Below are 26,160 nucleotides of genomic sequence, written 5' to 3'. Positions count from 1 at the left end.
CCGACAACGTGGGGCTAAGCCGAGCGCAGCGGCTGCCGCTGGCGGCCCAAGCCGTCGATCTCCAGCTCCACCACGTCCCCGGCCCGCAGATACGGCTTGGGCTCGGGCTGCCCCATCGCCACGCCCGCCGGGGTGCCGGTGTTGATGACGTCGCCGGGGTAGAGGGTCATGAACTGGCTGACGTAACGGACGACCTCGGCCACCGGGAAGATCTGGTCGGCGGTGGTGCCGTCCTGTTTGAGGTCGCCGTTGACCCAGAGGCGGACGCCGAGGGACTGGGGGTCGGGCACCTCGTCCGCGGTCACCAGCCAGGGGCCCAGCGGGTTGAACGTCTCGCAGTTCTTGCCCTTGTCCCACTGGCCGCCGCGCTCTATCTGGAACGCGCGCTCGGAGACATCGTGCGCCACCGCGTATCCGGCGACCGCCGCCAGGGCCTGCTCGTCGCTCTCCAGGTAGCGGGCGGTGCGGCCGATGACGACCGCCAGCTCCACCTCCCAGTCGGTCTTCTCGCTGCCCCGGGGTATCAGCACTGTGTCGTCGGGGCCGACGACCGTGTCCGGGGCCTTCATGAAGATGATCGGCTCCTCGGGGGTCGCGGCCCCCGTCTCCCGGGCGTGGTCGTGGTAGTTCAGCCCGATGCACACGACCTTGCCGATGCCGGCCACCGGGGCGCCGGTGCGCAGCCCGGAGGCGTCGAGGGCGGGCAGCTCGCCGGACGAGGCCGCGGCACGGATCCGCGCCAGCGCCTCGTCGTCCGCGAGCAGCGCCCCGTTGATGTCCGTCACCAGGCCCGAAAGGTCCCGCAGGGTCCCGGACTCGTCGAGCAGCGCCGGGCGTTCCGTCCCCACCGGTCCGACACGCAGCAGCTTCATCGGTACAACTCCCGTGGTCGAAGGGTCGGCCCGGAAGGGCTCTTCCGGGCCGGCCGATGGGGGACGGCCATCGAGCGATTTGGCTGATCCTCCAAGAACGAGGTCCAGTCCGCAAGACCCAGTTCAGGGAGTGGACCTTTACTGAGGGGTAGTAACGGTTTTCGCCCTGGTCCTGGCCCGCGCCCGGGCCCTGGCCGCCTCCTGGCGAGCGGCGCGGGTCTTCGGCGTACGGCGCGCCGGGGGCGTGGTCCGGTCCCCGGCCGGCTTGCCGTTGGCCGGCGCGGCCTCGGCCGCCGGCTCCGGCTCACGCTCCCGCGTCTTGTCCTCGCCGCCGTCCCGCTCGGGGTCCCGCTCGGGGTCCCGCTCGGCGCCCGGCTTCCGGTCCCGGTGCAGCAGCGCCCGCTCGCACGCCGTCCAGGTGGTCGTCGCCACCATGTACAGCCCGGCCGCCAGCGGCACCACGGCCACCGTGATCAGCGTGCCGAACGACAGCAGCGGCAGCACCTTCGCCAGCCCGCCCAGACCGGGCTGACCGAGCGGTCCGGGCAGCGCCGGGCCGTCGCCCGGGACCGGCTTCGGCGCGGCTGCCGTCGCGGCCCGCGCCCGGCGGAAGTTCCAGGTGGCGACCGCGCCGATCAGCACGAACAGCGCGAGATAGACCAGCCCCTGCGCCCCGAACACCCCGCCGTCGGCCAGCGCCTGGCCCCAGTGCCCGCCGAGCGGCGCACCCAGCAGCGTGTGGTCGAGCAGGCCGCCGCCACCGGTGGAGAAGAGGTGGTACATGACGAAGAAGACGGGCAGCTGGAGCAGGGTGGGCAGACAGCCGGCCAGCGGGGAGGCCCCGGTCTTGGCGTACAGGTCGGCCACCGCCTTCTGCAGGCGTTCCGGGTTGCCCTTGTGCTTGCGCTGGAGTGCGGCGATCTGCGGGGCGAGCGCGGCGCGGGCCTTCTCGCCGCGGGCCGCGGCGCGGGCGAGCGGGTGCAGCGCGGCGCGTACGGCGAGGGTGATCAGGACGATGGCGGCGGCCGTGGCCGCGCTGCCGAAGAGCGGGGTGATCGCGTCGGCGACGCGCGTCAGCCCGTCGCCGAGAATGCCGAAAACGGACATGGATGAGCCCTCCACGGGTCTCGTCGTGCCGGATGGAAATGCGGATTCGGCGTGACGAGCGGCGCGGACACGAGAGGTCAGGAACGCGAGGTGTCGGCTGTCCCCGGGTGTCTACGCGGCCGTCGGGAGGCGACGGCCCGGTGCTCGGGGGCGCGGCCGGCCCGCCGCATCGGGATCGCGTTGCGGCAGGAAGGCCGTACGGCGCTCACGGTCGCGGATGGCGGTGCGGACCCGGCCCGGTGGTACGGGCGCGGCGCAGGCGGCGACGAGGAAGGCGCTGCACAGGAGCAGCACCGCGGCCATGGTCGCGGCGGCCGTCAGAGCCGACGTCAGACCGCTCTGCGCGAGCAGGAGTCCGGCGAGCAGGAAGAAGAGCGCGGAGGTGTACAGACGCCAGGCGTCGGCGATGCGGTACATCCGCTCCCCCTCCCCGTGCATCGTCCTTGTCGGCTTCCGCTCAAGAGTAGCCGGGGACCTGGGCAGACGGATGACGGGTGGGTAACTTGCCCTCCCTGCCGCCGGGACCGGCGGCGGATCAGGGGGAATTCAGGGGGATTCCAGGGCAACACCTAGGAGGTGCTGTGCGCGACATCAGCGTTCCGGCCCTGGCGGCGCCACTGCGGACCGGCGGACTGGCCGACTCCGTCTTCGACACCGCCGCCTACCAGCCGGACTTCGCCCAGCTCGCCCGCCGCGACGCCGCCGACCCCGGCGCCTGGCGGAAAGTGACCGCGGCCGAGTTCCGCGACGAGGTCCTGGCCCTGGCCAGAGGGCTGCTGACGGGCGGGATCCGGCCCGGCACACGGGTCGCGCTGATGTCCCGTACGCGCTACGAGTGGACACTGTTCAGCTATGCCCTCTGGGCGATCGGCGCGCATCTCGTACCGGTCTATCCGACCGCCTCCGCCGAACAGCTGCGCTGCATCCTCTCCGGGGCGCGGGTCACCGCGATCGTCGTCGAGAACGAGGCACAGGCCATGACCGTGGCCGCGGCCTGCGATGACGCGACGGGGCTGCGGCGGCTGTGGCAGCTGGACCGGGACTGCGTACGGCGGCTGGCCGAGGAGGGCACCCGGCTGACCGACGCGGATGTGCACCGGCTGCGCCGCGCGGTCACCCCCGGCTCCGTCGCCGCGATCGTGCACACCTCGGGGACCACCGGCGTCCCCCGCGGCTGCGTGATCACCCACGCCAACCTCGCCGCGGAATGCGACACCCTCCACGCGGGCTGGGGCAGACTCCTCGCCGCCCCCGGGGAACGCCCGTCCCTGCTGGCCTTCCTCCCCCTCGCCCATATCTACGGCCTGATGGTGCAGGTGGCGTGCCTGCGCGGCGGCATCCTCCTCGGCCATCAGCCGGACCTGTCGCCGGACGCCCTGCTGGCCGCCCTCGCCTCCTTCCGGCCGACCGTCCTCTTCGCCGTCCCCTACGTCTACGAGAAGATCTGCGACCGCGCCCGCCGGGCCGCCGAACGGGCCGGGCGGCGGCGGACGTTCGACGCGGCGATGACCGTCGCGGTGCGCTACGCGGAGGCGCTGGCGGAGGAGGAGCGGGGCACCGGGCGCGGCCCCGACCCGTTCCTGCGGGCCCGGCACGCGGTCTACGAACGGCTGGTGTACTCCCGTATCCGCGAGTCGCTGGGCGGCCGGGTGCGGACCGCGGTCTCCGGCGGTTCCCCGCTGCTGCGCGAACTGGGCCTGCTCTACGCGGGCATCGGCATCACCATCTACAACGGCTACGGCCTGACGGAGACCACCGGGGCCATCACCGTGCAGCCGCCTGGACGGGTGCGGTTCGGGACGGTGGGGATGCCGCTGCCGGGGAGCGCGGTGCACCTGGCGCTGGACGGCGAGGTGTGGGTGCGCGGCCCGGTGGTGTTCGCCGGCTATCTGGACGAGGGCGACGAGAAGGGCACGTGGGGCAGCGGGCTGTACGACGGCTGGCTGCCGACCGGTGACCTCGGGCATCTCGACGACGACGGCTATCTGGTCATCACCGGCCGCAAGAAGGACATCATCATCACCAGCGGCGGCAACTGCGTCGCCCCGCAGGGCCTGGAGGAACGGCTGCGCGCCCATCCGCTGATCTCGCAGTGCGTGGTGATCGGCGACAACCGGCCGTATGTGACGGCCCTGATCACCCTGGACCCCGATGCCCTGGCGCACTGGCGGCGGCTGGACGGGGACGGTGCACAGGACCGGGAGGACGAGTACGAGGACGCGTACGGCTTCGGCGGGGCCTACGGTCCCGGCCGCTCGTACGGCCGGTCCGCGCCGGACGCGTCCCCGGAGGAGCAGGTGCGGGCCGAGGTCCGGCGGGCGGTGGCACGCGCCAACAGCTCGGTCTCCCACGGCGAGTCGATCCGCGCGTTCCGCATCCTGCCCGGCGAATTCAGCCAGGAGTCCGGGCTGATGACGCCGTCGCAGAAGCTGCGCCGGGCGGCGATCGTACGGGCGTACGCCGTGGAGATCGACGCCATGTACGCGCAGGGAGAGCACGATCTGCGCGAATCCCGCGCGGAGCGGCGCCGGGCCGCAGCCGCGGGACCGTACGCGCGCTGAGGCCGGCAGCCGGGCACAGAGCCGCAGGCCGCAGGTCACGGGCCGGATGGCCCCACGCACGCCGCACGGTAGCAGTGCCCCGCCGGGACCGGGCGTTATTTGTCCAGGGGTGAGGACCCCGGGCCACGGGCCCGGCCCGGCACTTAGCGTCCGGTGGCATTCCGGTGGGCTCCACCCGGGGGCCCGCCACGGAACGGACCGGGAGGGTCATGTGCGGTCGATAGTCCGCAACTCCGCGGTGTCGAGAATCTCGGCGGCGTCCGGGAGTTCCGCGCTCTCCGGACGGACCATCGCCACCGGCCTGGTGGTCTGTGCGCTCGTCGCCACGCTCGCCGCGCTGCTGCTGCCGGTGCAGCTCTTCGGCGAGAGCGCGGCAGCGGCGACGAACACGGTCGCGTACGACGACGACGGCGGCGGCACCGTGAACACCCGCTACGGGCCGCTGACCCCGATGGACCGGGACTTCGTACGCAAGGTCAGGCTGGCCGGACTGTGGGAGATGCCGGCCGGCCGCCAGGCACAGGAGCGTGGCACGACCGCGGCGGTGCGCACCGCGGGGAACCATCTCGTCGCCGGACACACCGAGTTGGACCGGCGGTCGATCGAGGCCGGACGGGCGCTGGGCATCCAGCTCGCCAACCAGCCCACCCCCGAGCAGCAGAGCTGGCTCGCGCAGCTCAGCGCCGCCCAGGGCGACGACTTCGCCCCGGTGTTCGCGAAACTGCTGCGCCGCGCGCACGGCAAGGTCTTCGGCCTGGTCGCGCTGGTCAGGGACCAGACGCAGAACTCGATGGTGCGCGCGCTGGCGAACCGCGCCAATTCCGTCGTCCTGGACCACATCACGGTCCTGGAGAAGACCGGCCGGGTCGACTTCCACACCCTGCACAACAACTGAGCCACCGGACGCACGAGCCGCCGGGCGCCGGCCGCCGGGCGCCGCACCGGACGCAGGAATCGCCGAACTCACGAACCACCCGACGAAGCGAAGTGATCCCATGAGCCCCACACCACGCCAACAGGCACACAAACGCTCGCGCCTGACGACCAGAATGGTCGTCGCCGCGGCCGCCCTCCTCCTGGGGGGCGGCGGCCTGGCCGCGGTCGCCACCACCGCACTGGCCGGGAACTCCGAACCGGACACGGCGAGCGGCCATCAGCACACCGTCACCGCGACCACCGTCTCCTGCCCCGACGTCGGCGACCGGCTGCGGAGGGTCCCGCGCAGCGCCCGCCTCCAGGTCTCCAAGGGGCTGGCCGCCCTGGACCGCCAGGTGGCCACCGCGTACGAGAAAATGACCAACGGCGACGGCAGCGACGCACTCACCCGGCTGAAGCAGCAGCGGAGCAAGACCATCGGCACGATGGCGGACGCGATCGCCCGGGACGCGAAACGGCCGACGTACTTGCTGGCGATGAGCGGCTGCAAGATCAAATCCACGGGCGAGCAACAGACCGCGGACACCCGGAGCGGCTCCGGCTACGGCACGAAGTCCACGAACGACGGCTGGGGCCAGGACCAGCAACAGAATCAGACCCAGGGAGGAGACCAAAGCCGGCAAGGCCAACAGCAAGACCCCCAGCAAGGCCAACAGGCACCGGGCGGGCCGGGCGGCCCCTCCCCCGACGACTTCGCCGACATCACCACCGTCCAGCCGAACGCCGGCGAGCCGCCGTTCGCCGCCCCCAAGGGCAACGGCGCCTCCACCGGCACCTTCACCAGCGAGTGCGGCCGTAACGAGGACGGCCACTTCAACTCCGACAACGTCATCGTGACACCCGGCGTGAGCAACGGCGCCCACCACACCCACGACTACGTGGGCAACAAGGCCACCGACGCCTTCTCCGACGACCGGAAGCTCGCCGCCTCCGACACCACCTGCACCAACGGCGACCTGTCCACGTACTACTGGCCGGTGCTGCGCAAACTGGACGGCACCTCGGAGCACAAGCCCGGCGCCGGCCACGACGGCAACAACGGCTCGGTCCTGACCCCGGCCTCGGCGACCATCCAGTTCCGCGGCAGCCAGTCCGGCGCCGTACGCGCCATGCCGCAGGGCCTGCGCATCATCACCGGCGACGCCAAGGCCTTCACCAACGGCACGGCCAACGCCAACGCCTCATGGAGCTGCACCGGCTTCGAGGACCGCCAGCTGAAGGACAAATACCCGCTGTGCCCGCAGGGTTCGCAGGTGGTCCGCACCTTCGCCTTCCAGAACTGCTGGGACGGCCGCAGCACCGACAGCGCCAACCACCGCACCCATGTCACCTTCTCGGACCGCAACGGCCTCTGCCCTCAGGGGTTCACGGCGATTCCCCAGCTGGTGGAGCGCGTCACCTACGACGTCCCGCAGGGCCAGAGCTTCGCGGTCGACAGCTTCCCCGAACAGCTCCACAAGCCGGTGACCGACCACGGCGACTTCATCAACGTCATGCCGCAGGATCTGATGAACAAGGCCGTCGACTGCATCAACCGCGGGCAGCAGTGCACATAGCCGCGTGCTCGTAGGCCAAGGCTGCCGCGTGCCTTGCGGCGCGGCCACATCCCTCGCTGCGCATGCGTATCCCCTACGGGACCTGGGAGGACAGGTCCCGTAGGGGATACGGCGTACGAGGTGGAGACGACCTGCCGCCTCGGGCAGCGGCGTCGGTCACGCATATCGGGCCCGAGCCCATGCGGGATATCCGTCAGATGCAGATGATGTTGATGAAGGCGTGGCAGTCGTCGGCGCTGCCTCCGTGGTCACCCCCAAAGCCATCATCGTGGCCGCGCCCGCCCCCGTGGCCGCCGCCGTGGCCGCCACCTCCGTGGCCGCCTCCGTAGCCGCCCTCGTCGCCGCCCTTACGGCCACCGCCCTCGTAACCGCGCTGGACGCTGTCGCCGTAGCCGCCCTGACCGCCACCGCCCTCGTAACCGCCCCCGCGGCCCCCCTCCTGGTCGCCCCCGGGGCTCGGCTGGGCGGCCTTGGCAGTCATGGCGCCCTGGGTAGCTGGCGCCGCGGCAACGGCCGATGCGGCCGTCGCCGACCCCGCCGCCAGAGCAATACCCAGGGCAGCGCCGACCGAGAATATTCGCATAACGGCCGTCATCGGCCGATTCATCGGTGCAGTGTTCATGGCATCACCCTGCATTCCCCCGCGGCCGATTTCTCCCCGGAGATGGCCGGACGGGTGAACCGCCCGTTCGCGAGCAGCCGGCAAACCTGGCCGCACACGAGGGCGCCCCGACCGTACGCAACGGCCGGGGCGCCCCTGCGCCATCTCAGGCGCCGAGCAGGCTCAGGGTGGTGGGGGGCAGGTGGTGGGGGGCAGGTGGTGGGGGGCAGGTGGTGGGGACGCCGGGCCTGCGGCGCGCCCGGTACTCGTACGCCCGGGAGTCCGTGAAGCACCGCCGGGGAAGCGATGACCCGGCGCCCGTCGGCGTAACCGATTACGCGGCGGTCGTCCGCGTCACCGGTAACAGATGTCTCGTCAAAGCCCGTTCACCCGGGCCTCCCTGGCCACTCCGATGGGCCGGATGCTGGAGGCGACGGAGCGGGCGCGGCGGCCGGCGCGGGCACGGTAGGAGCGGAGGTGCGCCATCAGACGGCGGCTGCGGAGGGCCATCTCCAGTTCGAAGCGGCTTCGGGGGTCGCGGAGGACCGGTCCGAAGAGCTTCTCGATCTGGCGCAGGCGGTAACGCACCGTCTGCGGGTGGACATGGAGGAGTTTGGCGGCTTCGGGTGCACCACCGCCCTCCAGCCACGCCAGCAACGTCACTTCCAGGCGCTCGCTCTGACGGGGGGTGAGTTCCTCCAGCGGGCCCAGCCAACGGGAGGTCAGGGCGTCGGCGAGGGATTCGTCCTGGAGCAGGAGCAGCGCGGAGAGGTGGTCGTCGACGAAGGCGGCCCGCGCCTCCGGGCCGACCCGGCTCGGGGCCAGGGTCAGCAGATAGCGCGCCCAACGGAGCGAGGACGCGGCCTCGGTGGCGGTGACGACATGGCCGACGGCCGCCGCCCGGCCCTTGAGCGCCGCCTCCAGGCGGGCCCGGGTCTGGGTGGCCGGGTCGGGGACGACGAGACAGGTGTCGCCCTCGACGGTGCCGATGAGCGCATGGCCCAGGGCGGCGGCCAGTTGGGGCGCTTCGGCCGGCGTCGCGAGGACGACGACCTGGACGGTGTCCGGCACCGGCCAGCCGGCCGCGCGGGCCAGGCCCTCCAGGCCCTCGTCCGGTACGTCGCGCTGCCCGGCGAGCACATCGAACAGGTCCTGGCGGGCCCTTGCGACCGGCATGGGCGTGACCACGGATGTTACGGCCGGACGTTTACGTTTCGACTCTTTTTGGTACCCGAGGCATGTGAGCAGGGCCTGTTCAAGTGCCCATTGGGCCTCTTCTACAGGCGTATTTCCGAGGAGTCGTGCCATTTCGGGAAAACCGCGCTGCAGTTCGGTTACGACCTTCTCCGCGAAGTCCGGGATTTCCCTTCTCACCACGTGGGCCCACTCGCCACGGGGGCGCGACCAGATGCGGTTCAGGAGATCACACATCGCTACCTCAATCCTGGCGGGGATGCGGCTGGGACAGGCGCTGAACTCCCCCGTACGCCTGAGTCGGCATCATCGGGAGTTTGCGCGCGCGACCGCGATGCCGGTGCCGGAATTTGTCACAGCACGATAAACCTTACGAAATCCCAAGGGCGTTCGGTGATGCTTTTGCACATCCGGATTACGGCCCTACGTATCTGCCCGGTCACAGAATGTTCACTGTTACCGGGGGTCACTGGAAAGTGTTACCGGGGGTCACCGGCACAAAAGCCTCGGCAGATATACCAGCACTACTCAGCAGCACTCAAATGCCGCGGCCGGGAGATTTTTCGGAAATTCGCATCCTGCACCCCTGCCCTGCCACCGGGAGGTCCGATGCCCGCCCCTCGTCTGGAGAACCGACGGAGCGGCGCAAGCCGGCAGAGTCCGACGAGCCGTCATGCGCGGCGTGCGGCACGGCCGTCGATAGCCCTGCCCCGCCCCCGCCGCCCGCCCCGGGACCCCGGGCCGCCACCGAACGGCCCGTCGGACGGACGGACCGTCAGCTCGACCGCCGCCACAACCGCCGTGCTGCGCGCGGCACTTCCGGCCGCCCTGCTGCTGTTCCTGGCGGTCACCGTGCACGCGGGCGCGATGGACACCCTCATACGGTTCCTGGACTTCGGCGCCGGCGTGCTCGCGCTGGTCTCCCTGTCCGTCACGGTGCTGTGGGGGCTGGCCGCCACCGACCGGATGGTGCTGCACACCGGCCACCGGCTGCTCGCACAGGCCGTGCACCGCGGAACCGGCGTCGCCGGGCTCGGCTTTCTCGGCCTGCACATCTGGGTGAAGGTCACCGAGGGGCACACCGGCACGCTGTCCGTCGCGGTGCCCTTCACCGACGGCGCCCGCCCCGTCCTCATCGGGCTCGGCACGCTCGCCGCCTATGTTTTCGTCGCCGTCGCGGTAACCGGCGCGGTACGCGGCGCGTTCACCGGCGTCACCGGCTCGCGCTGGTGGCGGGCGCTGCACATGAGCGCGTACCTCGCCTGGGCGCTGGCCCTGGTGCACGGCCTCAAGGCGGGGCGCCAGGCCGCGGGCTGGGCGACCGCCGGATACATCCTGTGCCTGGCCGCGGTGGCGGTACGGCTCTACCTGCGGCTGCGCGCCGCACGCCGCAGCTGACGCGCGCAGCAGCCCCCGCCGCCCGGAACACCCGCGCCGCGCTCACCGCACCGCGTACCCCCCGCACATGAGCAGCACTCAGGAGAACCCCATGACCGCCCCCGCCCCGACCCGCCTGCTGCCGGTCGTCCCCGAGCCCGATCCCGTGCCCACGCTGGCGTCCCTGGGGCCGCCGCGGCTGCTGGCCGGACTCGACGAGGCGCCGCGGCTGGACCGGGTGGCGCATCTGGCCCGGCACGGCGGACTGCCCCAACTCACCGCGCAGGAGCTGGTGGCGCTGGCCGAGGACATCGATCTGCGCGGCCGTGGCGGCGCCGGCTTCCCCTTCGCCCGCAAACTGACCGCCGTGATGGAGGGCATGCGGCGCGCCGACGGCAAGGGCGCGGTGGTCGTCAACGGCAGCGAAGGCGAGCCGAGTTGCCTCAAGGACACCGCGCTGCTGCTGCACGTACCGCATCTGGTGCTGGACGGCGCGCTGCTCGCCGCGGACGCACTCGGCGCGCAGGAGGTGGCGCTCGGGGTGACCCGGCCGGATGTGGCGGACTCGGTGCAGCGCGCCATCGACGAACGCGGCCCGGTGCGCCCGGCGTTAAGGGTCACCCTGCTGACCGAGCGGTTCGTCACGGGCGAGGGGTCCGCCATGACGAACGGGCTGAGCGGCGGGCCGGGCCTGCCCTCGGGCCGCAAGGTCCGCTCCAGCGAACGCGGTCTGAACGGTGTGCCGACCCTGCTGTCCAACACCGAGACGTTCGCCCAGCTCGCCGTGGCCGCCCGGCTCGGCGCGCTCGGCTACCGCACCACCGGCCTGCCCGCCGAGCCCGGCACGCTGATGCTGACCGTCGCCGGCAGCAAGGTCGTGGAGGCTCCGTACGGCGTCCCGCTCACCCGGGTGCTCGCGCTGTGCGGGCTGGACCAGGGGCAGGGCGTGCTGATCGGCGGCTACCACGGCACGTTCATCTCCCCCGTCGACGCGCAGACGGCGACGCTGTCGCGGGACGCGCTGGCCGCCTACGACGCGGTGCTCGGCGCCGGGGCGGTGCTCCCGCTGCCGTACGACACCTGTCCGGCGGGCGAGACGGTACGGGTCGCACGCTGGATGGCCGCCGAGTCGGCGGGCCAGTGCGGGCCGTGCGTCCTGGGCCTGCCCGCGCTCGCCGAGCAGCTCGACGAGGCCGTACGGGGCGGCGGGGACGCCGCTCTGGAAGCCGTGCGGGCCCGGATGCGGGCCGTGGAGAAGCGCGGCGCCTGCAGCCACCCGGACGGTACCTCGCGCTTTGTGGCCTCGGCCCTCGCCGCCTTCCCCGAGGAGTTCGAGCGCCATGCGCAGGGGTTCGGGTGCGGCCGCCCGGTGACCGGGGCCCTGCCGGTCACCGGGCACGAGCCGCCGCCGCCCGCCCTCCCCTCGCCCAAGCCGCTGCGGCCGCAGGAGCGGCTGCTGGTCGACTGGACGCTGTGCCGCGGCCACGGCCTGTGCGCCGATGTCGTCCCCGGCATCGTCAAGCTCGGACCGGACGGCTATCCGCAGCAGGCCAGCATGCCGCTGCCGGCCCGGATGCGGCGCCGGGCGCAGCTGGCGGTGCGCCGCTGCCCGGCGCTGGCGCTGCGGGTCCAGGAGGCCGGCTGACCTCCGGCGACGTCAACCCGCGCTCCCGGCAAGGACTTTGTCACCGGAGAGAAATTCTCCCGCCCGTTGAACGCGGCTCCCCCCGGGCCGCGTATCCCACCCACGAACCCCTTCACCACAGCAACCGAACCCGTCCACGACAGCAGCCGACAGGCCCGAGGGGCCGAGGAACCGAGCAGGACCACCGGCAGACCCAAGCATCCGAGCCACGCATCCGACCCACCCCACCGACCCACGGAGGACGGACCATGACCACCACCCGACGCCGCGCCGGACTCGCCGCCACCGCACTCGCCACCCTGGCGCTCACCGCCGCCTGCGGCAGCAGCGGCAACCAGAGCGCCGGCACCCCCACCACCGACACCGTCCAGCCCGCGGGCCAGGGCACCAGCAACTACGGCTACGGCTCCTCCGGCTCCGGTCAGGGCGACGACGGCTACGGCGGGCAGGCAGGCGGCGACGACAGCGGGGCGGGGAAGGAGGCGAAGAAGTGGCCGAGCGCGGGCAAGCTCGCGCTGTGGGCGTCCCCCGAGCTCGGTCCCGTCGTCACCGACTCCAAGGGCATGACCCTCTACCGCTTCGACAAGGACACCGCCGAGCCGCCCAAGTCCAACTGCTCCGGCTCCTGCGCCACCACCTGGCCGCCGGTCCCCGCCGACGGCGCCGAGGCACCCTCCGGGATCGACAAGAGCGCGCTGGGCTCGGTCCTCCGTGCGGACGGCACCAAGCAGCTCACCATCGGCGGCTGGCCCGCCTACCGCTACATCAAGGACAAGAAGCCTGGCGACACCACGGGCCAGGGCGTCGGCGGCACCTGGAACGCGCTGGCCGCCGACGGCAAGAAGGCCGCCGCCCAGCAGACCGGCGACGTCGCGGTGTTCAACCACCCCGAGCTCGGCAAGATCCTGGTCAACGGCAAGGGCATGACTCTCTACCGCTTCAACAAGGACAGCGCCTGGCCGATGAAGTTCGGCTGCAACGACGCGTGCCTGGACACCTGGAAGCCCGCCAAGCCCGCCGACCGCTCCAAGCTCGCCGGTATCGCCCCCAAGCTGATCTCCACCGTCACCCGCCCCGACGGCACCCGTCAGCTGGCCGTCGACTGCTGGCCGGTCTACTGGTTCAAGGGCGACAAGCAGCCCGGTGACATCAACGGCCAGGGCAAGATGGGCCTGTGGTTCGCGGTCTCCCAGGACGGCAAGAAGATCACGACGACGCCCTGACCGGCCGGTCCTCGCCCCTGGCAGACGCAGCATCCCGGGGGAACCCGTCGTCCAGCGCCAGCACTTCGGCATCCGGCCGCCCGTCCCGCTCCCGCGGCCCCCGCCAGGTGACCGCCAGCGCCACCGCCACGTTCACGGCGAGAGCGACGAGCCCCGCGTTCATCCCCCACAGCGGGTCGTGCCCGCTGAACACCAGCACACAGACCAGCGTGAAGCCCGCCACCAGGCCGCTCACCGCGGCGTGCACCGTCAGCCGCCGCCACACCAGCCCCAGCAGCAGCATCGGTACGAGCTGCGCCATGCCCTCGTACGAAATCAGGGACAGCCGGACGAGGGTGTTGGGGACGGTGTAGGTGAGCAGCAGGGCGAGCGCTCCGGCGGCCACCACGACCACCTGGGACGAAAGTTTCTGACGGTGCGCCAGCCGGGGGATCGCGCCCAGTACGCTCCTCCCCCACATCGTGCCGATGACCAGCATGAACACGGCCATCGGCACGATGGAGGAGAGCGCCGCGGCCACCCCGGTCAGCCCCACGGCCCAGGCCGGGAGGGAGTCCACGACCAGCTTGAACAGCGCCAGGTTGGAGTCCGCGCCGACCAGCCCCGGCACCACGAACAGCGCGGCCAGACCCAGCAGCATCGGTACGTACAGCAGCACGTTGTAGAAGGGCAGGTACATCGCATTACGGCGCAGCGCATCGGCGTTGCGGGCGCCGAGGTAGCCGGCGACGGTCGTCGGGAAGATCACCACGGTGAGGGAGTTGATGAGGGTGGTGGTGATGAACCAGCTGCCGCCCAGGCCGCCGGACGCGTGTCCGGGGAAGGTCAGCCACTGCGGTTTCTCGGCGACGATGCGGTGCAGCAAGGGGCCGTAGCCGCCGAAGTAGTGCAGCGGGACATAGACCGCGAGGAAGCCGAGCGTGGCGATGACCAGGATGTCCTTCAGCACGGACACCCAGGCGCTGCCGCGCAGGCCGCTGATGACGACGAAGGCGGTGGTGACCGCGAACGCCAGGAAATAGGCCCAGTCGAGGCTGATGGCCCCGTAGGAGATGGTGGAGACGACGACGCCCATGCCGGTGATCTGCAGCTGGATGTACGGCAGCAGGCAGACGGTGGCGAGGACGGCGACGGCGGCGCCGAGCCACGGCCGGCCGTAGCGGTGCGCGACGATGTCGGTGATGCCGACCAGGCCGTGCCGGCGGGCGTAGGCCCACAGCATCGGGCCGACGACGTAGCCGAGCGCATAGCCGCAGGACATATAGGCCACGACGTAGAGGACCGGGGCGCCGAAGTTGTAGCCCCAGCCGGCCGCGCCGAGGTAGCTGAAGCTCGTATAGCTCTCGCCGGCCATCAGCACCCAGATGAAGACGGTGCCGAGGCTGCGCCCGCCCACCGACCACTCCGCAAGACCGCCGCCCGCTACCCGGCCGCGCACGGCAAGCAGCCCGAGGGCAACGGTGAGCACCATGAAGGCCCCGAAGAGGGCGGTGGCGACGTTCATGCCCTGCCCCGCTTGCGGTCACCGCGCCGGGCCAGCCACACCGACAGCGGGGTGGCCAGCGTCGCCACCAGCATCCAGAAGAACAGGAACGGCAGCCCGAGGACGGTCGGCGTGACCCGGTTCACGAGCGGCAGCGCCGCGAGGAACAGCACGTAGGGGAGCAGCAGCCACCACCTGTTCGCTGCGCTGGGCCTGGGCCGTACGTTGTCGGCTTTCCCGCCGTTCGAGTGATTTCGCACGTCTGCAGAGCCTATCCTCTGCGCTTGGCTTTGGCCGTACGTTGTCGGCTTTCCCGGCGTGGGGGTTTCTCTGGTGCGCCTGCGGCCCCTCCGCTGCGCTTTGCCTGGGCCGTACGTTGTCGGCCGTCCCGCCGTGGTGTCTTCTCGCCGTTGCGCCTGCGGCGGGCCCGCCCGCTGCGCGGGGCTGTTCGGCAGCGGCGCCGGGCTTACACGGCTCCGCCGCTACAGCCCGGCACCTCCCCGTTGAGGGTGGGGAAGACCGGTGGGGGTGGAGGTGAGCCCGTATGTACGCGCAGTGGGCGGATCGCGCTCACCCGAACGCCTGGGACACCACGTAAATGGCCAGGCCTGCCAACGCCCCCACCACCGTGCCGTTGATGCGGATGAACTGCAGGTCACGGCCGATGTGGGCCTCGATCTTCCGGGACGTGTGCGCCGCGTCCCAGCCGGCGACCGTGTCGGTGATCAGGGAGGTGATCTCGCTCTGATAGGTGGTCACCACATAGACGGCCGCGCCCTCCAGCCAGCCGTCGACCTTGCCCTGGAGCCGTTCTTCGGAGGCCATCCGGCGGCCCAGGGACAGCAGCGACGCCCGTACCCGCAGCCGCAGCTGGCTGCGCTCGTCCTCGGCGGCGGCCACGATCATGGCGCGGACCGCGCCCCAGGCGGAGGCGATCAGGTCCTGGACCTCGCCGCGGCCGAGCACCTCGGACTTGAGGCGTTCGATCTTGGCGCGGGTCTCCGGATCGGTCTGGAGGTCGGTGGCGAAGTCGGTCAGGAAGCGGTCGACGGCGCCGCGGGCCGGATGGCCGGGCATATCGCGCATCTCGGTGACGAAGCGGAGCAGCTCCTTGTAGACCCGGTCGCCGACCTTGCGGTCGACGAAGCGGGGGGTCCATCCGGGGGCGCCGCCGGAGACCGCCTCCATGACGGAGTCGCCGTGCTCGACCAGCCAGTCGTGGGCGCGGGCGCAGATCAGGTCCACCACCCGGGTGTGGCCGCCCTCGGCGACGACCTTCTCCAGCATGGTGCCGATGCCGGGGGCGATCTCCTGGGCGTCGGCGCGCCGGGTGATCGCCTCGCCGACGACGGCCTGGACGTCGGAGTCGCGCAGGACGGTCAGCGCGCCGCGCAGCGCGGTGGACAGCTCGCTGGTCACCCGGTCGGCGTTATCGGGCTCGGTGAGCCAGCGGCCGAGCCGTCCGCCGATGCCCACGGAGCGCAGGCGGCGCCGTACGACCTCGCCGGAGAGGAAGTTCTCGCCGACGAAATCACCCAGGCTCTGACCCAGTTGGTCCTTTTTGGTGGGGATGATGGCGGTGTGCGGGATCGGCAGGCCCATCGGCCGCTTGAACAGGGCGGTGACCGCGAACCAGTCGGCCAGCGCACCGACCATGCCGGCCTCGGCCGCCGCCGCGACGAAGCCGGTCCAGCCGCCCGCCCCTGAGGACTGCGCCCATTTCGCCAGGGCGTAGATCAGCGCCACGGCCAGCAGCAGGCCGGTGGCCAGCGTTTTCATCCGCCGTACGCCGCGTCGCTTCTCCTCGTCGGCGGGGCTGTCGCCGAAGCCGCCCAGGGGGACCCGCCCGGCCGGCGCCGGCGCCGTGCCCGGCTCCGGCGGACCGTCCGCCGTGTTCGCCGTGTCCGCCTTCGTGCGTTCCATGCGCTCCACCGTTCCCACCGTTCCCCCGCCGTCCGTTCGCCGTCGGTTACTCCGCCGTATGTCCCACTGTGACCTACTCGCGGAACGAACCACGAGTTCCCCGCGTCCACGTCATGAGGGGCCGGCAGCGGCCATCGCCAGGGCGCCGGGCGGCGCCCCGGAGGTCCGTGGGATCATGCAGAAACGATCGGACCGCAATGGTGCCGCTGGTCACTCGCTGCCCTTGCCCACCCGGAGCGCCGCGCTCCGCCAGCCTCAGGAGACCTCTCCCGCATGAACAAAAGTGTGGGTTACGCCCTGCTCGCCGGTCTGGCGGCCGTGGTGGTGCTGATCTCGACCGCCATCTTCGTGGGCTTCGGCGGCGGCCACGACGGCCTGGCCGGTGGCCCGCACAAGCCGCGCAATCCGGCGGCGCCGGCGGTCTCCGGACAGTGGGTGGGCACCTGGTCGGCGGCCGCCGCGGCCGCCGAGCCCGGCACCCTGGACGGCTATGCCGGGATGTCCATACGCAATGTCGTGCACACCAGCGTCGGCGGCGCCGGAGCCCGGATCCAGCTCTCCAACCTCTACGGCACCCGCCCGCTGTCCGTCAGCCACGCCTCGCTGGCGGTGGCCAGCGCCCCCAGCAACCCGACGGCCGCGGCCGGCACCATGCGGCGGCTGACCTTCGGCGGCAAGCCCGCGGTGGCCATCCCGGCCGGCGGCGCGGTCACCAGCGACCCTGTACGGCTCAAGATCCCCGCCAACGCCGATCTCCTGGTCACCACGTACTCCCCCTCCCCCGCGGGCCCGGCCACCTACCACCCGTACGCCCGCCAGACCTCCTACCTGGCGCGCGGCGACCGGACGGAGGACGCCACCGGCGCCGCCTACACGGAGCAGAGCCCCTACTGGCGCTATCTGACCGGGCTGGACGTGTGGAGCACCGAGGCCCAGGGCACGGTCGTGGCCATAGGGGACTCCATCACGGACGGGATCACCTCGACGGCGGGCGCCAACCACCGCTGGACGGACTTCCTGGCCGAGCGGCTGCGGGACGAGCCCGGCGCGCCCCGTTACGGCGTCCTCAACCAGGGCATCAGCGGCAACCGCCTGCTCGTCAACGGCAGCCGTTTCTCGCCGAACAACGGGCCCAGTGTGATCTCCCGGCTGGACCGGGACGCGCTCTCGCGCACCGGGGTGAAGGCGGTCGTGGTCGAAATAGGGCTGAACGACCTGTTCAAATCGCCGCGGCAGTGGGACCCGCAGAAGATCGTCGCGGGGATGCGGTCGCTCGTGCGCGAGGCGCACGCCCGCGGGCTGCGGGTCACCGGCTCCACGCTGACGCCGTTCGGCGGGCACCGCGGCTACTCCACCCGGATGAACCAGGTACGCGAACAGGTCAACCGCATCATCCGGTCCGGTTCGGTCTACGACGAGGTCGTGGACTGGGACAGGACGCTGCGGGACCCGGCGGCGCCGGAGCGGCTGCGGCCCGTCTACGACTCCGGTGACCATCTGCACCCGAGCGACGAGGGCTACCGGGCAATGGCCTATGCGCTGAACCTGGACCATCTCAAGCGGTCGGCGCCGGCCCAGCTCTGAGACCGGGGCCGTCAGCCGAGCTCCTTGCGCGGCCGCTCCCCGAGCGCCTCGCGCCGCGCCTCCTTGAGCCGCTGCCGCTCGGCCTTGGTGGCCTTGCGCTGGGTGTCCACGCCGCCCTGGAAGACGAAGCCGGTGATGTTCACCACCGGGGCGCCCGGGTCGCCGGTGCCGTCCTCCGCGCGCCTGAAGCGGCCCATCAGGGCAAACCCCTTGACCCGCACCTGGACGCCGGGCGGCACCACGACCTCTATGCCGCCCTGCACGGCGATACAGCGGATGGTGATCTCGGGTGTCTCGAAGTCCGCCTCGCGCAGGTCGATCTTGCCGCCGCCCTGGAAGGTGACCCCGGTGAACCGCCGCGGCGCGGTCCACCGGCCCTTGCGCCGGAACCCGCTCCACATCGCGAACGCGCCCCGCGAGGTGGGGGTGCCGCCGATCCGCCCGGCCCAGCCGTCCGGCATCCCCGCCGAGTTCGGCCGCCCGGCGGCCGAACTCGGCGGCGTCACCGGCAGATCGGCGGTCAGCGGCGCCAACTCCCCGTACGTACGCGCCTGGTAGGCCGCGTCCAGCCGCTCCTCGAACTCCGTCATCTCGAGCCGGCCCTCGGCAAGGGCGTCCCGCAGGATGTCGGCCACCCGCTCGCGGTCGGCGTCGGCAGCACGCAGCTCGGGCAACTCGGGGCGTCCGTCGGTCATATGAACAGATTACGGGGTGTCCGCGGCCGTGGCGGTGCGATCGGGACGGCCGCCGTCGCCCGCGTACAGCTTCGCGATCACTTCCTCGATGTCCGGCTCCCGCACCGACAGATCCACCAGCGGATAGCGTTCGGCGATGGCCGCGACCAGCGGCGCCGCGCTCCGGCCGGCCGGGAAGGCCAGCCACTGCCGGGGCCCCTCCACCTTGACCGTACGGGCCCCGGGCACACCCTCGATCGGCGGCAGTTCCCGCTCCAGGTCCACCACCAGCGTCCGCTCACCGTCGCCGGCCGCCCGCAGACCGTCCAGCCCGCCGTCGTAGACGAGACGGCCGTGGTCGATGACCATCACGCGGCGGCACAGCTGCTCGATGTCGGTCAGATCGTGGGTGGTCAGCAGGACGGTGGTGCCGCGCTCGGCGTTCACCTCGCGCAGGAATTCCCGGACCTTCGCCTTGCTGATGACGTCGAGGCCGATGGTGGGCTCGTCGAGATAGAGGATCTCGGGGTCGTGCAGCAGCGCCGCCGCGATATCGCCGCGCATCCGCTGGCCGAGGGACAGCTGCCGTACCGGGACGTCCAGCAGCGGGCCGAGGTCGAGCAGTTCGGCGCAGCGGGCGAAGTGGGCGCGGTAGACGGCATCGGGGACCCGGTACATCCGGCGGACCAGCTCGTAGGAGTCCTTCAGCGGCAGGTCCCACCACAGGGTCGTGCGCTGGCCGAAGACCACCCCGATCCGGCGGGCCAGCCGGGTCCGTTCGCGGGCCGGGTCGATGCCGGCGATCCGCAGCCGGCCGCCGCTGGGCACCAGAATGCCCGTCAGCATCTTGACGGTGGTGGACTTCCCGGCGCCGTTCGGCCCGATGTAGGCGACCATTTCGCCGCGCGGCACCTGGAAGGTGATGCCGTCCACGGCCCGCACCTCGTGCCGTACGCGCCGCAGCCGGCCCGCCTTGCGCCGCACCGTGAACACCTTCTCGACGCCGTCCACGTCGATGAGCCGCTCTGCCGTCATCCGTTCCTCAGCTTCCCGTACTCCGGTAGGCGCGCAGCCCGTACCGCCACGCCAGCCCCGCGCCCGCGCACATCAGCGCCGCCACCGCCGGTCCCAGGAAGTCCACCCAGCCGGGCAGCCCCAGCGGATCGGGGTGGCCCAGCAGCCGCAGCGCGGGCAGCCAGTTCACAAAGGCCAGCGGGATGACGAAGGTGACCCCGCGCACCAGGTCCTTGGCGAAGACCGTGGGCGGGTACTGGAGCAGGGCGTTGCCGCCGTAGGTGAAGGAGTTCTGCACCTCGGCCGCGTCCTGCGCCCAGAACTGGAAGGCCGCCCCGGCCGTGAACACCGCCCCGAAAATGGCCGTACCGCACAGCGCCATCAGCGGCACCAGCAGCACCCGGCCCGCCGTCCAGTCCACCTCCAGCTCCGTCAGCGACCAGCCCAGCACCAGCACCGCCTGGCTGACCCGGCCCAGCCTGCGCAGCGCGAAACGGTCGGCGGCGACCTGCGCGAAGACCGGTACGGGGCGCAGCAGCAGGGTGTCCAGGGTGCCGTCGCGCACCCGCCGGCCGATCCGCTCGATGCTGCCGAGCAGCAGGTCGGCCAGGCCCAGCGAAAGGCTGGACGTGCCGTAGAGAAAGGCGACTTCGGGCAGCGAGAAGCCGCCGAGGGCGTCGATCTGGGAGAACATCAGCAGGATGGCGACGAAGTCCAGGCCGGTGGCGGCGAGGTCGCCGACCGCCATCATCACGAACGAGGTGCGGTAGGCGAGGGTGGAGCGGATCCACATCCGGACGATCAGGCCGTACGCGCGCAGACCGTGCGCCACCGCCGCCGCCCGTCCGGTCCGCCCGGGGTGCCGCATCCGCTCCGCGCCGGCCGTTCCGCTAGCCACCCTGCACGACCACCTTGCGGGTGGCGGCCGCCTGCACCAGCCGGCCCAGCGCCAGCAGCGCCACACCCCACGCCGCCTGGAACGCCAGCCCCCGCAGCAGCGATCCGCCGGTCCGCGTGCCGATCAGAACGTCCACCGGCACCTGGAGGATCGCCGCCCACGGCAGCAGCTGCGCGACCTCGGCCAGGGCGCCGGGGAAGGCCCGCAGCGGCAGCACCATCCCCGAGAAGAACATGCAGGCCAGGCCGCTGATCAGGGCCAGACCCGAGCCGTCGAGCAGCCAGAAGGACGCCAGCGCGACGAGATAGCGCAGCGCAAAGCCGACCACCACCCCGAGTGCCACCGAGAACAGGAACGTCAGCCAGGTCAGCGCGTCGCCGGGCAGCGCGAGCGGAAAGCACAGGGCGCCCACCGCCAGCGGGACCACGCCCCGTCCGATCAGCTGGAACGCGGCCCGGCCGAGGTCGGCGGCCAGCCACCACAGCTGGAGATCGGCGGGCCGGCAGAGGTCCACCGCGATGTCGCCGCTGCGGATCCGCTCCTGGAGTTCGTCGATACCGCCGCCGTACAGCAGCGCCGACGCCGCCAGCAGCGCCTGCGCGGTCCATACGAACGTCAGCGCCTCCGGCCGGCCGTAGCCGCCGAGGTGCGGGCGCTCCGTCCACAGGGCGATATAGGTGTAGGCGACGATGAAGCCGAAGACGGTGTTGGTGAAGACGCCCGCCACGGTGGCGGTCCGGTAGGTGGCGTACCGGCGGAAGCTGCCGGCCGCCACGGCCCTGTACCACACCTCCGCGTTCCCCCCTGCCCCTTGTCATCCGGCGACAAAGCATCGGAGCCTAGTGGGGCAGGCGGGGACCGCACCATCGGTTATTCACCGGTCCGGGTGACCCACGGGCGCCGTTCGGCCGGTCAGGCGGCGGTCACCGGTGCGCGCCACCCCTCGCGACCGGGACAGATGATGCGACAGTTCTCCAGTAGTGGCTTATCGGGCGAACACAACCTTCTGGGCATCATGCACGGTTCCCCGACACCCCATCGATCCGCCGCGGCACAACCTCCGGCGGCCGCCGAGGAGTCCATACCGATATGAGCGACGATCCGGAGGGCAGGACGACCACCCCGGGCAGTGCGGCACGCCCCCGGCGCACCGGCTGGCGCCGCCTCGTGCCCACCTGGCGGACGGTGCTGACCTCCGTCGTGCTCTTCCTGCTGGTGCTCGTGGGCGGCCTCGTCGCCGGCTACCTCCTCGTCGACATCCCGCCCGCCAACAGCGCCGCCAAGGCCCAGAGCAACGTCTACCTCTACTCCGACGGCACCTTCCTGGCCCGCGACGGCGACGTCAACCGCGAGAACGTCGCCCTCAGCCAGATCCCCAAGACCACCCAGCAGGCAGTACTGGCCGCCGAGGACCGCGACTTCTACTCCGAATCCGCCGTCGATCCCGCCGCCATGCTCCGCGCCGCCTGGAACACCGTCACCGGCAAGGGCAAGCAGTCCGGCTCGACCATCACCCAGCAGTACGTCAAGAACTACTACCTCGGCCAGGAACAGACCCTCACCCGCAAGGCCAAGGAATTCTTCATCGCCATCAAGCTCGACCGCGAGGAGACCAAGGACCAGATCCTCGAGGGCTACCTCAACTCCAGCTACTACGGCCGCAATGCGTACGGCATCCAGGCCGCCGCCCAGGCCTACTACGGCAAGAACTCCGAGCGGCTCACCACCGCCGAGGGCGCCTATCTCGCGACCCTCCTCAACGCCCCCAGCCTGTACGACATCACCGCCCACCCCGAGAACAAGCGGCGGGCCCTGGCGCGCTGGAACTACGTCCTCGACGGCATGGTCAAGAAGAAGTGGCTCAGCCGCGCCGAACGCGCCGCCATGAAATTCCCCGAACCCGGACCGGTCAAGGCCTCCGCCGGACTCTCCGGCCAGCGCGGCTATGTCGTCGAGGCCGTCAAGGACTATCTGACGCGCAACAGGATCCTCGACGAGGACACCCTGCGGGCCGGCGGCTACCGCATCACCACCACCCTCGGCAGGCACCGCCAGGACGCCTTCGTCGACGCCGTCACCACCCGCCTGATGGACAAGCTCGACAAGACCCGGAAGGTCGACACCTACGTCCGGGCCGGCGGCGCCTCCATCGACCCCGCCACGGGCCGGGTCGTCGCCATGTACGGCGGCATCGACTACGCCAAGCAGTACGTCAACGGCGCCACCCGCCGCGACTACCAGGTCGGCTCCACCTTCAAGCCGATCGTCTTCGCCTCCGCCGTCCAGAACCGCTCCACCACCCAGGACGGCGTCCCGATCACCCCCGAGACCGTCTACGACGGCACCAACAAACGCATGACCCTCAGCCACGGCTCCCCCACCGGCTTCGCCCCGGCCAACGAGGACGACCGCTCCTACGGCCCGATCACCGTCACCGAGGCCACCGACAGATCCGTCAACGCCGTCTACGCCCAGATGGGCATCGACGTCGGCCCCACCAAGGTCCGGAACACCGCCGTCGACCTGGGCATTCCCCCCGACACTCCCAGCCTCGCCGCCTCCCAGGGCGCGATCTCCCTGGGCACCGCCACCCCCAGCGTGCTGGAGATGACGCAGGTCTACGCGGGCTTCGCCCACCACGGCAGACAGCGCCCGTACACCCTCGTCGACAAGGTCGCCAAGAGCGGCGGGAACATCCCGCTGCCCGAACGCGCCGAGCGCACCGCCCTCGACCGCAGCGCCGCCGACACCACCACCTCGATCCTGCGCAGCGTCGTCGACGGCGGCACCGGCACCGCCGCCCAGGGCGCCGGACGCCCGGCGGCCGGCAAGACCGGCACCGCGGAGGGCGACAAGGCCGCCTGGTTCGCCGGATACACCCCCGAACTCGCCACCGTCGTCGCCGTGTTGGGCCAGAATCCCAAGAGCGCCGCCCAGGAGCCGCTGTACGGGGCGGCGGGCGAGCCCCGCATCAACGGCGGCGGCTTCCCCGCCGAGATCTGGGCCGACTACACCGCCGCCGCCCTGGAGGGCCGCCCGGTCACCGACTTCGACCTCCAGCTGGAGCCGGGCGCCGGCCCCCTGCCGCCCGCCCCCACGGACTCGGGCACGGCCCCCGAACCACCCGGCACCACCGCCCCGCCGACCGCCGGACCGACGACCGTGCCCCCCAGCACCGGCCCGCCGACCGGCACCCCCACCACACCGACCGTCGAACCGCCCACCCCCACCTTCCCGACCGAACAGCCGACCACCACCGAGCCCACGGAGGAATTCCCGACGGTGGGGCCGGAGGGAGCGGCGGCGTACGCGGGGCGGCGGGAGTGGCTGTTGTAGTCCCCGGGAACCCGCAGGCGAAGGCGCCGGGCGAAGGTCCCGCGCCGCGGCCCCCGGGCCCCGGGCCCCCGGCCGCGATCAGTGCCCCGCCGTCGCCTTGAGTCCCACCACCGCCACCAGCAGCAGGCAGATGAAGAAGATCCGGGCCGCGGTCATCGGCTCCCCCAGGACCAGCATCCCCACCACCGCCGCACCGGCCGCCCCGATGCCCACCCATACGCCATAGGCCGTACCGATCGGCAGCGTCCGGGCCGCGTACGAGAGCAGCAGCATGCTGGCGACGATGCCCGCGCCGGTGAACACACTGGGCCACAGCCGGGTGAAACCCTCGGTGAACTTCATCCCGACCGACCAGCCCACCTCCAGCAGACCGGCGACGACCAGCAGGACCCATGCCATGACGGCACCTCCGTGAAAACGCTGCAACAGCTTCAACAGGGGTGCGTCGTCTTGTCCTGACCCGGTACGGCGCGTCTCGTCGGGTACGTCCGAGGCTAGCAAGCGGCCGACAGGCGACAAACGGAACGGGCGGTGACCTCGGTCACCGCCCGTCAAGGACAGAGTCGTCGGATGCCGGGGGCCGCCCGGCCGACGTCAGAGATACAGGCCGGTCGAATCGGTCGCGCCCTCCAGCCGCTCCGCGGCCACCGCATGCAGATCGCGCTCCCGCATCAGCACATACGCCACACCGCGCACCTCGACCTCGGCCCGGTCCTCCGGGTCGTAGAGCACCCGGTCCCCCACCTCGACCGTCCGCACGTTCTGCCCGACCGCGACCACCTCGGCCCAGGCCAGGCGGCGGCCGACCGCCGCGGTCGCCGGAATGACGATGCCCCCGGTCGAGCGGCGCTCGCCCTCGGGGATGTCCGTCCGGACCAGCACACGGTCGTGCAGCATCCGGATCGGCAGCTTGTCGTGGGTGTCCTTGGTGTTATTCGGGCTCACGGCATGACCGTACATGCCCGGCACGGCACCCCGCGTCGCGGTGGACCGGGGCGGGAGCCGACGTCGGTTGCGGTCAGCGAAAACACCTCAGCACATGCCCGGCACGGCACCCCGCCTCACGGCGGACCGGGGCGGGAGCCGACGTCGGTTGCGGTCAGCGAAAACACCTCAGCACATGCCCGGCACGGTTGCGGTCAGTGAAGACACATCAGCCGCGGCGCCGCCTCGCACTCACGGCCAGCAGCCCCACCACGGCCACACCCACCACGGCCACCGGAACGATGCGCTCCAGCCGCGGCGCCCCGTCCTCCGACACCAGCTGCGCCCGCACATCCGCCAGCACACGGTGCGCGGTCACATACGCCCGCCCCGCCGTACGGTCCACCGCCGCCGCGGCCGCCGCCTTCGCATCGCCAATGATCGTCCTCGGGTGCAGCCGCACACCGATCTCGTCGAGCGTCACGGCAAGCTCCTGCCGCCTGCGGGCGATGTCCGCCTCGATCTGCGCCGGGGTCCTGGCTTCCGCCACCGCGCTGCCTCCGTCGTCTCGCGCCATTCGTGATGGACAGTCTGTCAGCTCGCACCCGCACACGCCCCACAGCACCCCCGTTTCACGCACCCGAGGCGCCCGCGCACCCATCTCCCGGCCCACCTGGCTAATGTCGGGGCACACCCCGTATCAGTAGGAGGACACCATGAGCGAGCGACTGCAGCCCGGCGACACCGCCCCCGCCTTCACCCTGCCCGACGCCGACGGCAAGCAGGTCTCGCTCGCCGACCACAAGGGCCGCAAGGTCATCGTCTACTTCTACCCGGCCGCTCTGACCCCCGGCTGCACCAAGCAGGCCTGCGACTTCACCGACAACCTCGGCTTCCTGGCCGGCCACGGCTACGACGTCATCGGCATCTCCCCCGACAAGCCGGAGAAGCTCGCCAAGTTCCGCGAGAAGGAAGACCTGAAGGTCACGCTGCTCGGCGACCCCGACAAGAAGGTCCTCGAGGCCTACGGCGCCTTCGGCGAGAAGAAGCTCTACGGCAAGCTCGTCAAGGGCGTCATCCGCTCCACCGTGATCCTGGACGAGGAGGGCAAGGTCGAACGCGCCCTCTACAACGTCAAGGCCACCGGCCACGTCGCCAAGATCATCAAGGACCTGGGCCTGTAACACCGCGCGACCCGGGAATCCCGCCCGCACCCGCCACGTTGCGGCCTGCAAGGGGCCGCCCGCATCCC

The 26,160-nt window shown here is 71.8% G+C and carries 24 protein-coding genes and 1 riboswitch; of the genes, 9 read left to right on the top strand and 15 right to left on the bottom strand.

Translation table 11 applies throughout. From position 1 onward, the window contains the following. Positions 1–14 precede the first annotated feature (14 nt). The 3 genes from ADL29_RS09685 to ADL29_RS09675 all read right to left on the bottom strand — a co-directional run bounded on the left by ADL29_RS09685 (position 15) and on the right by ADL29_RS09675 (position 2,396). Entirely contained in the window at positions 15–872 is an 858-nt protein-coding gene (locus ADL29_RS09685; RefSeq protein ID WP_053923273.1) for a fumarylacetoacetate hydrolase family protein, read from the bottom strand. 138 nt (positions 873–1,010) lie between these two features. After that, the gene (locus ADL29_RS09680; RefSeq protein WP_063788426.1) at positions 1,011–1,979 is read right to left on the bottom strand and encodes a YidC/Oxa1 family membrane protein insertase; all 969 of its coding nucleotides are present in this window, start codon (positions 1,977–1,979) and stop codon (positions 1,011–1,013) included. Between the two features lie 111 nt (positions 1,980–2,090). Next, on the bottom strand, positions 2,091–2,396 hold the full coding sequence (locus ADL29_RS09675; RefSeq protein ID WP_053923272.1) for a DUF6412 domain-containing protein: 306 nt from the start codon (positions 2,394–2,396) through the stop codon (positions 2,091–2,093). 164 nt (positions 2,397–2,560) lie between these two features. Here ADL29_RS09675 and ADL29_RS09670 point away from each other — a divergent pair, with 164 nt between their 5' ends. From ADL29_RS09670 to ADL29_RS09660, 3 genes are all read left to right on the top strand, one after another. After that, positions 2,561–4,540 (top strand): AMP-dependent synthetase/ligase, encoded by a 1,980-nt coding sequence (locus ADL29_RS09670; RefSeq protein WP_053923271.1) that lies wholly within the window; start codon positions 2,561–2,563, stop codon positions 4,538–4,540. 220 nt (positions 4,541–4,760) lie between these two features. Beyond that, positions 4,761–5,435, top strand: coding sequence for a DUF4142 domain-containing protein (locus ADL29_RS09665; protein ID WP_245689276.1), 675 nt, complete (start codon positions 4,761–4,763; stop codon positions 5,433–5,435). Between the two features lie 100 nt (positions 5,436–5,535). Continuing rightward, complete coding sequence (locus tag ADL29_RS09660; protein WP_245689262.1) at positions 5,536–7,032, top strand: DUF1996 domain-containing protein; 1,497 nt, start codon at positions 5,536–5,538, stop codon at positions 7,030–7,032. Between the two features lie 193 nt (positions 7,033–7,225). Here the strand turns inward: ADL29_RS09660 and ADL29_RS42435 are convergent, their stop codons facing one another. After that, on the bottom strand, positions 7,226–7,513 hold the full coding sequence (locus ADL29_RS42435; RefSeq protein ID WP_157878434.1) for a hypothetical protein: 288 nt from the start codon (positions 7,511–7,513) through the stop codon (positions 7,226–7,228). 495 nt (positions 7,514–8,008) lie between these two features. Continuing rightward, the gene (locus ADL29_RS09650; protein WP_078970874.1) at positions 8,009–8,809 is read right to left on the bottom strand and encodes a PucR family transcriptional regulator; all 801 of its coding nucleotides are present in this window, start codon (positions 8,807–8,809) and stop codon (positions 8,009–8,011) included. Between the two features lie 627 nt (positions 8,810–9,436). Between ADL29_RS09650 and ADL29_RS09645 the strand changes: the two genes are divergently transcribed. The 3 genes from ADL29_RS09645 (at position 9,437) to ADL29_RS09635 (ending at position 13,072) form a co-directional block, all read left to right on the top strand. Beyond that, complete coding sequence (locus tag ADL29_RS09645; protein ID WP_245689260.1) at positions 9,437–10,225, top strand: hypothetical protein; 789 nt, start codon at positions 9,437–9,439, stop codon at positions 10,223–10,225. A 91-nt stretch (positions 10,226–10,316) separates the two neighbouring features. Then, positions 10,317–11,849, top strand: a complete 1,533-nt coding sequence (locus ADL29_RS09640; RefSeq protein WP_053923266.1) for an NADH-quinone oxidoreductase subunit NuoF family protein — start codon at positions 10,317–10,319, stop codon at positions 11,847–11,849. 248 nt (positions 11,850–12,097) lie between these two features. Beyond that, the gene (locus ADL29_RS09635; protein ID WP_053923265.1) at positions 12,098–13,072 is read left to right on the top strand and encodes an SCO0930 family lipoprotein; all 975 of its coding nucleotides are present in this window, start codon (positions 12,098–12,100) and stop codon (positions 13,070–13,072) included. Here the strand turns inward: ADL29_RS09635 and ADL29_RS09630 are convergent. The 3 genes from ADL29_RS09630 to ADL29_RS09620 all read right to left on the bottom strand — a co-directional run bounded on the left by ADL29_RS09630 (position 13,056) and on the right by ADL29_RS09620 (position 16,478). Then, positions 13,056–14,576 carry a sodium:solute symporter family protein gene (locus ADL29_RS09630; RefSeq protein ID WP_053923264.1) on the bottom strand — a complete coding sequence of 507 codons (1,521 nt, stop codon included), beginning with the start codon at positions 14,574–14,576 and terminating at the stop codon, positions 13,056–13,058. The two genes, ADL29_RS09635 and ADL29_RS09630, sit on opposite strands and share 17 nt — an antisense overlap. Further along, positions 14,573–14,815: a DUF3311 domain-containing protein gene (locus tag ADL29_RS09625; protein WP_053923263.1), complete on the bottom strand. Its 243-nt coding sequence runs from the start codon at positions 14,813–14,815 to the stop codon at positions 14,573–14,575. Before ADL29_RS09625 ends, ADL29_RS09630 begins: the two co-directional genes overlap by 4 nt. Before the next feature lie 310 nt (positions 14,816–15,125). After that, positions 15,126–16,478 (bottom strand): DUF445 domain-containing protein, encoded by a 1,353-nt coding sequence (locus ADL29_RS09620; RefSeq protein ID WP_053923262.1) that lies wholly within the window; start codon positions 16,476–16,478, stop codon positions 15,126–15,128. 273 nt (positions 16,479–16,751) lie between these two features. On the opposite strand from ADL29_RS09620, the gene ADL29_RS09615 reads away from it, so the two are divergent. Further along, on the top strand, positions 16,752–18,062 hold the full coding sequence (locus ADL29_RS09615; protein WP_053923261.1) for an SGNH/GDSL hydrolase family protein: 1,311 nt from the start codon (positions 16,752–16,754) through the stop codon (positions 18,060–18,062). A gap of 11 nt (positions 18,063–18,073) precedes the next feature. Here the strand turns inward: ADL29_RS09615 and ADL29_RS09610 are convergent, their stop codons facing one another. From ADL29_RS09610 to ADL29_RS09595, 4 genes are read right to left on the bottom strand one after another with little or no spacing between them, the layout of a single operon-like run. Further along, on the bottom strand, positions 18,074–18,757 hold the full coding sequence (locus ADL29_RS09610) for a DUF1707 SHOCT-like domain-containing protein (RefSeq protein ID WP_053923260.1): 684 nt from the start codon (positions 18,755–18,757) through the stop codon (positions 18,074–18,076). A 9-nt stretch (positions 18,758–18,766) separates the two neighbouring features. Beyond that, entirely contained in the window at positions 18,767–19,771 is a 1,005-nt protein-coding gene (locus ADL29_RS09605) for an ABC transporter ATP-binding protein (protein WP_053923259.1), read from the bottom strand. A gap of 7 nt (positions 19,772–19,778) precedes the next feature. After that, on the bottom strand, positions 19,779–20,618 hold the full coding sequence (locus ADL29_RS09600; protein WP_053923258.1) for an ABC transporter permease: 840 nt from the start codon (positions 20,616–20,618) through the stop codon (positions 19,779–19,781). A 22-nt stretch (positions 20,619–20,640) separates the two neighbouring features. Beyond that, on the bottom strand, positions 20,641–21,438 hold the full coding sequence (locus tag ADL29_RS09595) for an ABC transporter permease (protein WP_053923257.1): 798 nt from the start codon (positions 21,436–21,438) through the stop codon (positions 20,641–20,643). A gap of 299 nt (positions 21,439–21,737) precedes the next feature. On the opposite strand from ADL29_RS09595, the gene ADL29_RS09590 reads away from it, so the two are divergent. Further along, positions 21,738–23,984 (top strand): transglycosylase domain-containing protein, encoded by a 2,247-nt coding sequence (locus ADL29_RS09590; protein WP_053923256.1) that lies wholly within the window; start codon positions 21,738–21,740, stop codon positions 23,982–23,984. 78 nt (positions 23,985–24,062) lie between these two features. On the opposite strand, the gene ADL29_RS09585 is transcribed toward ADL29_RS09590, so the two are convergent. The 3 genes from ADL29_RS09585 to ADL29_RS09575 all read right to left on the bottom strand — a co-directional run bounded on the left by ADL29_RS09585 (position 24,063) and on the right by ADL29_RS09575 (position 25,458). Beyond that, positions 24,063–24,383, bottom strand: a complete 321-nt coding sequence (locus ADL29_RS09585) for a DMT family transporter (RefSeq protein ID WP_046927856.1) — start codon at positions 24,381–24,383, stop codon at positions 24,063–24,065. Positions 24,384–24,423: 40 nt separating this feature from the next. Next, positions 24,424–24,484, bottom strand: a riboswitch (guanidine-III (ykkC-III) riboswitch). 94 nt (positions 24,485–24,578) lie between these two features. After that, a complete protein-coding gene (locus ADL29_RS09580; protein ID WP_046927855.1) occupies positions 24,579–24,944 on the bottom strand; it encodes a GroES family chaperonin in 366 nt (121 codons plus the stop codon). 193 nt (positions 24,945–25,137) lie between these two features. Continuing rightward, positions 25,138–25,458: a DUF3618 domain-containing protein gene (locus ADL29_RS09575; protein WP_046927854.1), complete on the bottom strand. Its 321-nt coding sequence runs from the start codon at positions 25,456–25,458 to the stop codon at positions 25,138–25,140. 166 nt (positions 25,459–25,624) lie between these two features. Between ADL29_RS09575 and bcp the strand changes: the two genes are divergently transcribed. Next, complete coding sequence (gene bcp, locus ADL29_RS09570) at positions 25,625–26,092, top strand: thioredoxin-dependent thiol peroxidase (protein ID WP_053923255.1); 468 nt, start codon at positions 25,625–25,627, stop codon at positions 26,090–26,092. The last annotated feature ends 68 nt before the right edge of the window (positions 26,093–26,160 follow it).

This window comes from Streptomyces chattanoogensis, from assembly GCF_001294335.1.
In the GTDB taxonomy this organism is placed as follows: domain Bacteria; phylum Actinomycetota; class Actinomycetes; order Streptomycetales; family Streptomycetaceae; genus Streptomyces; species Streptomyces chattanoogensis.
Note: the sequence above shows the minus strand (reverse complement) of the source record. Positions and strands in the feature narration are given on the sequence as shown.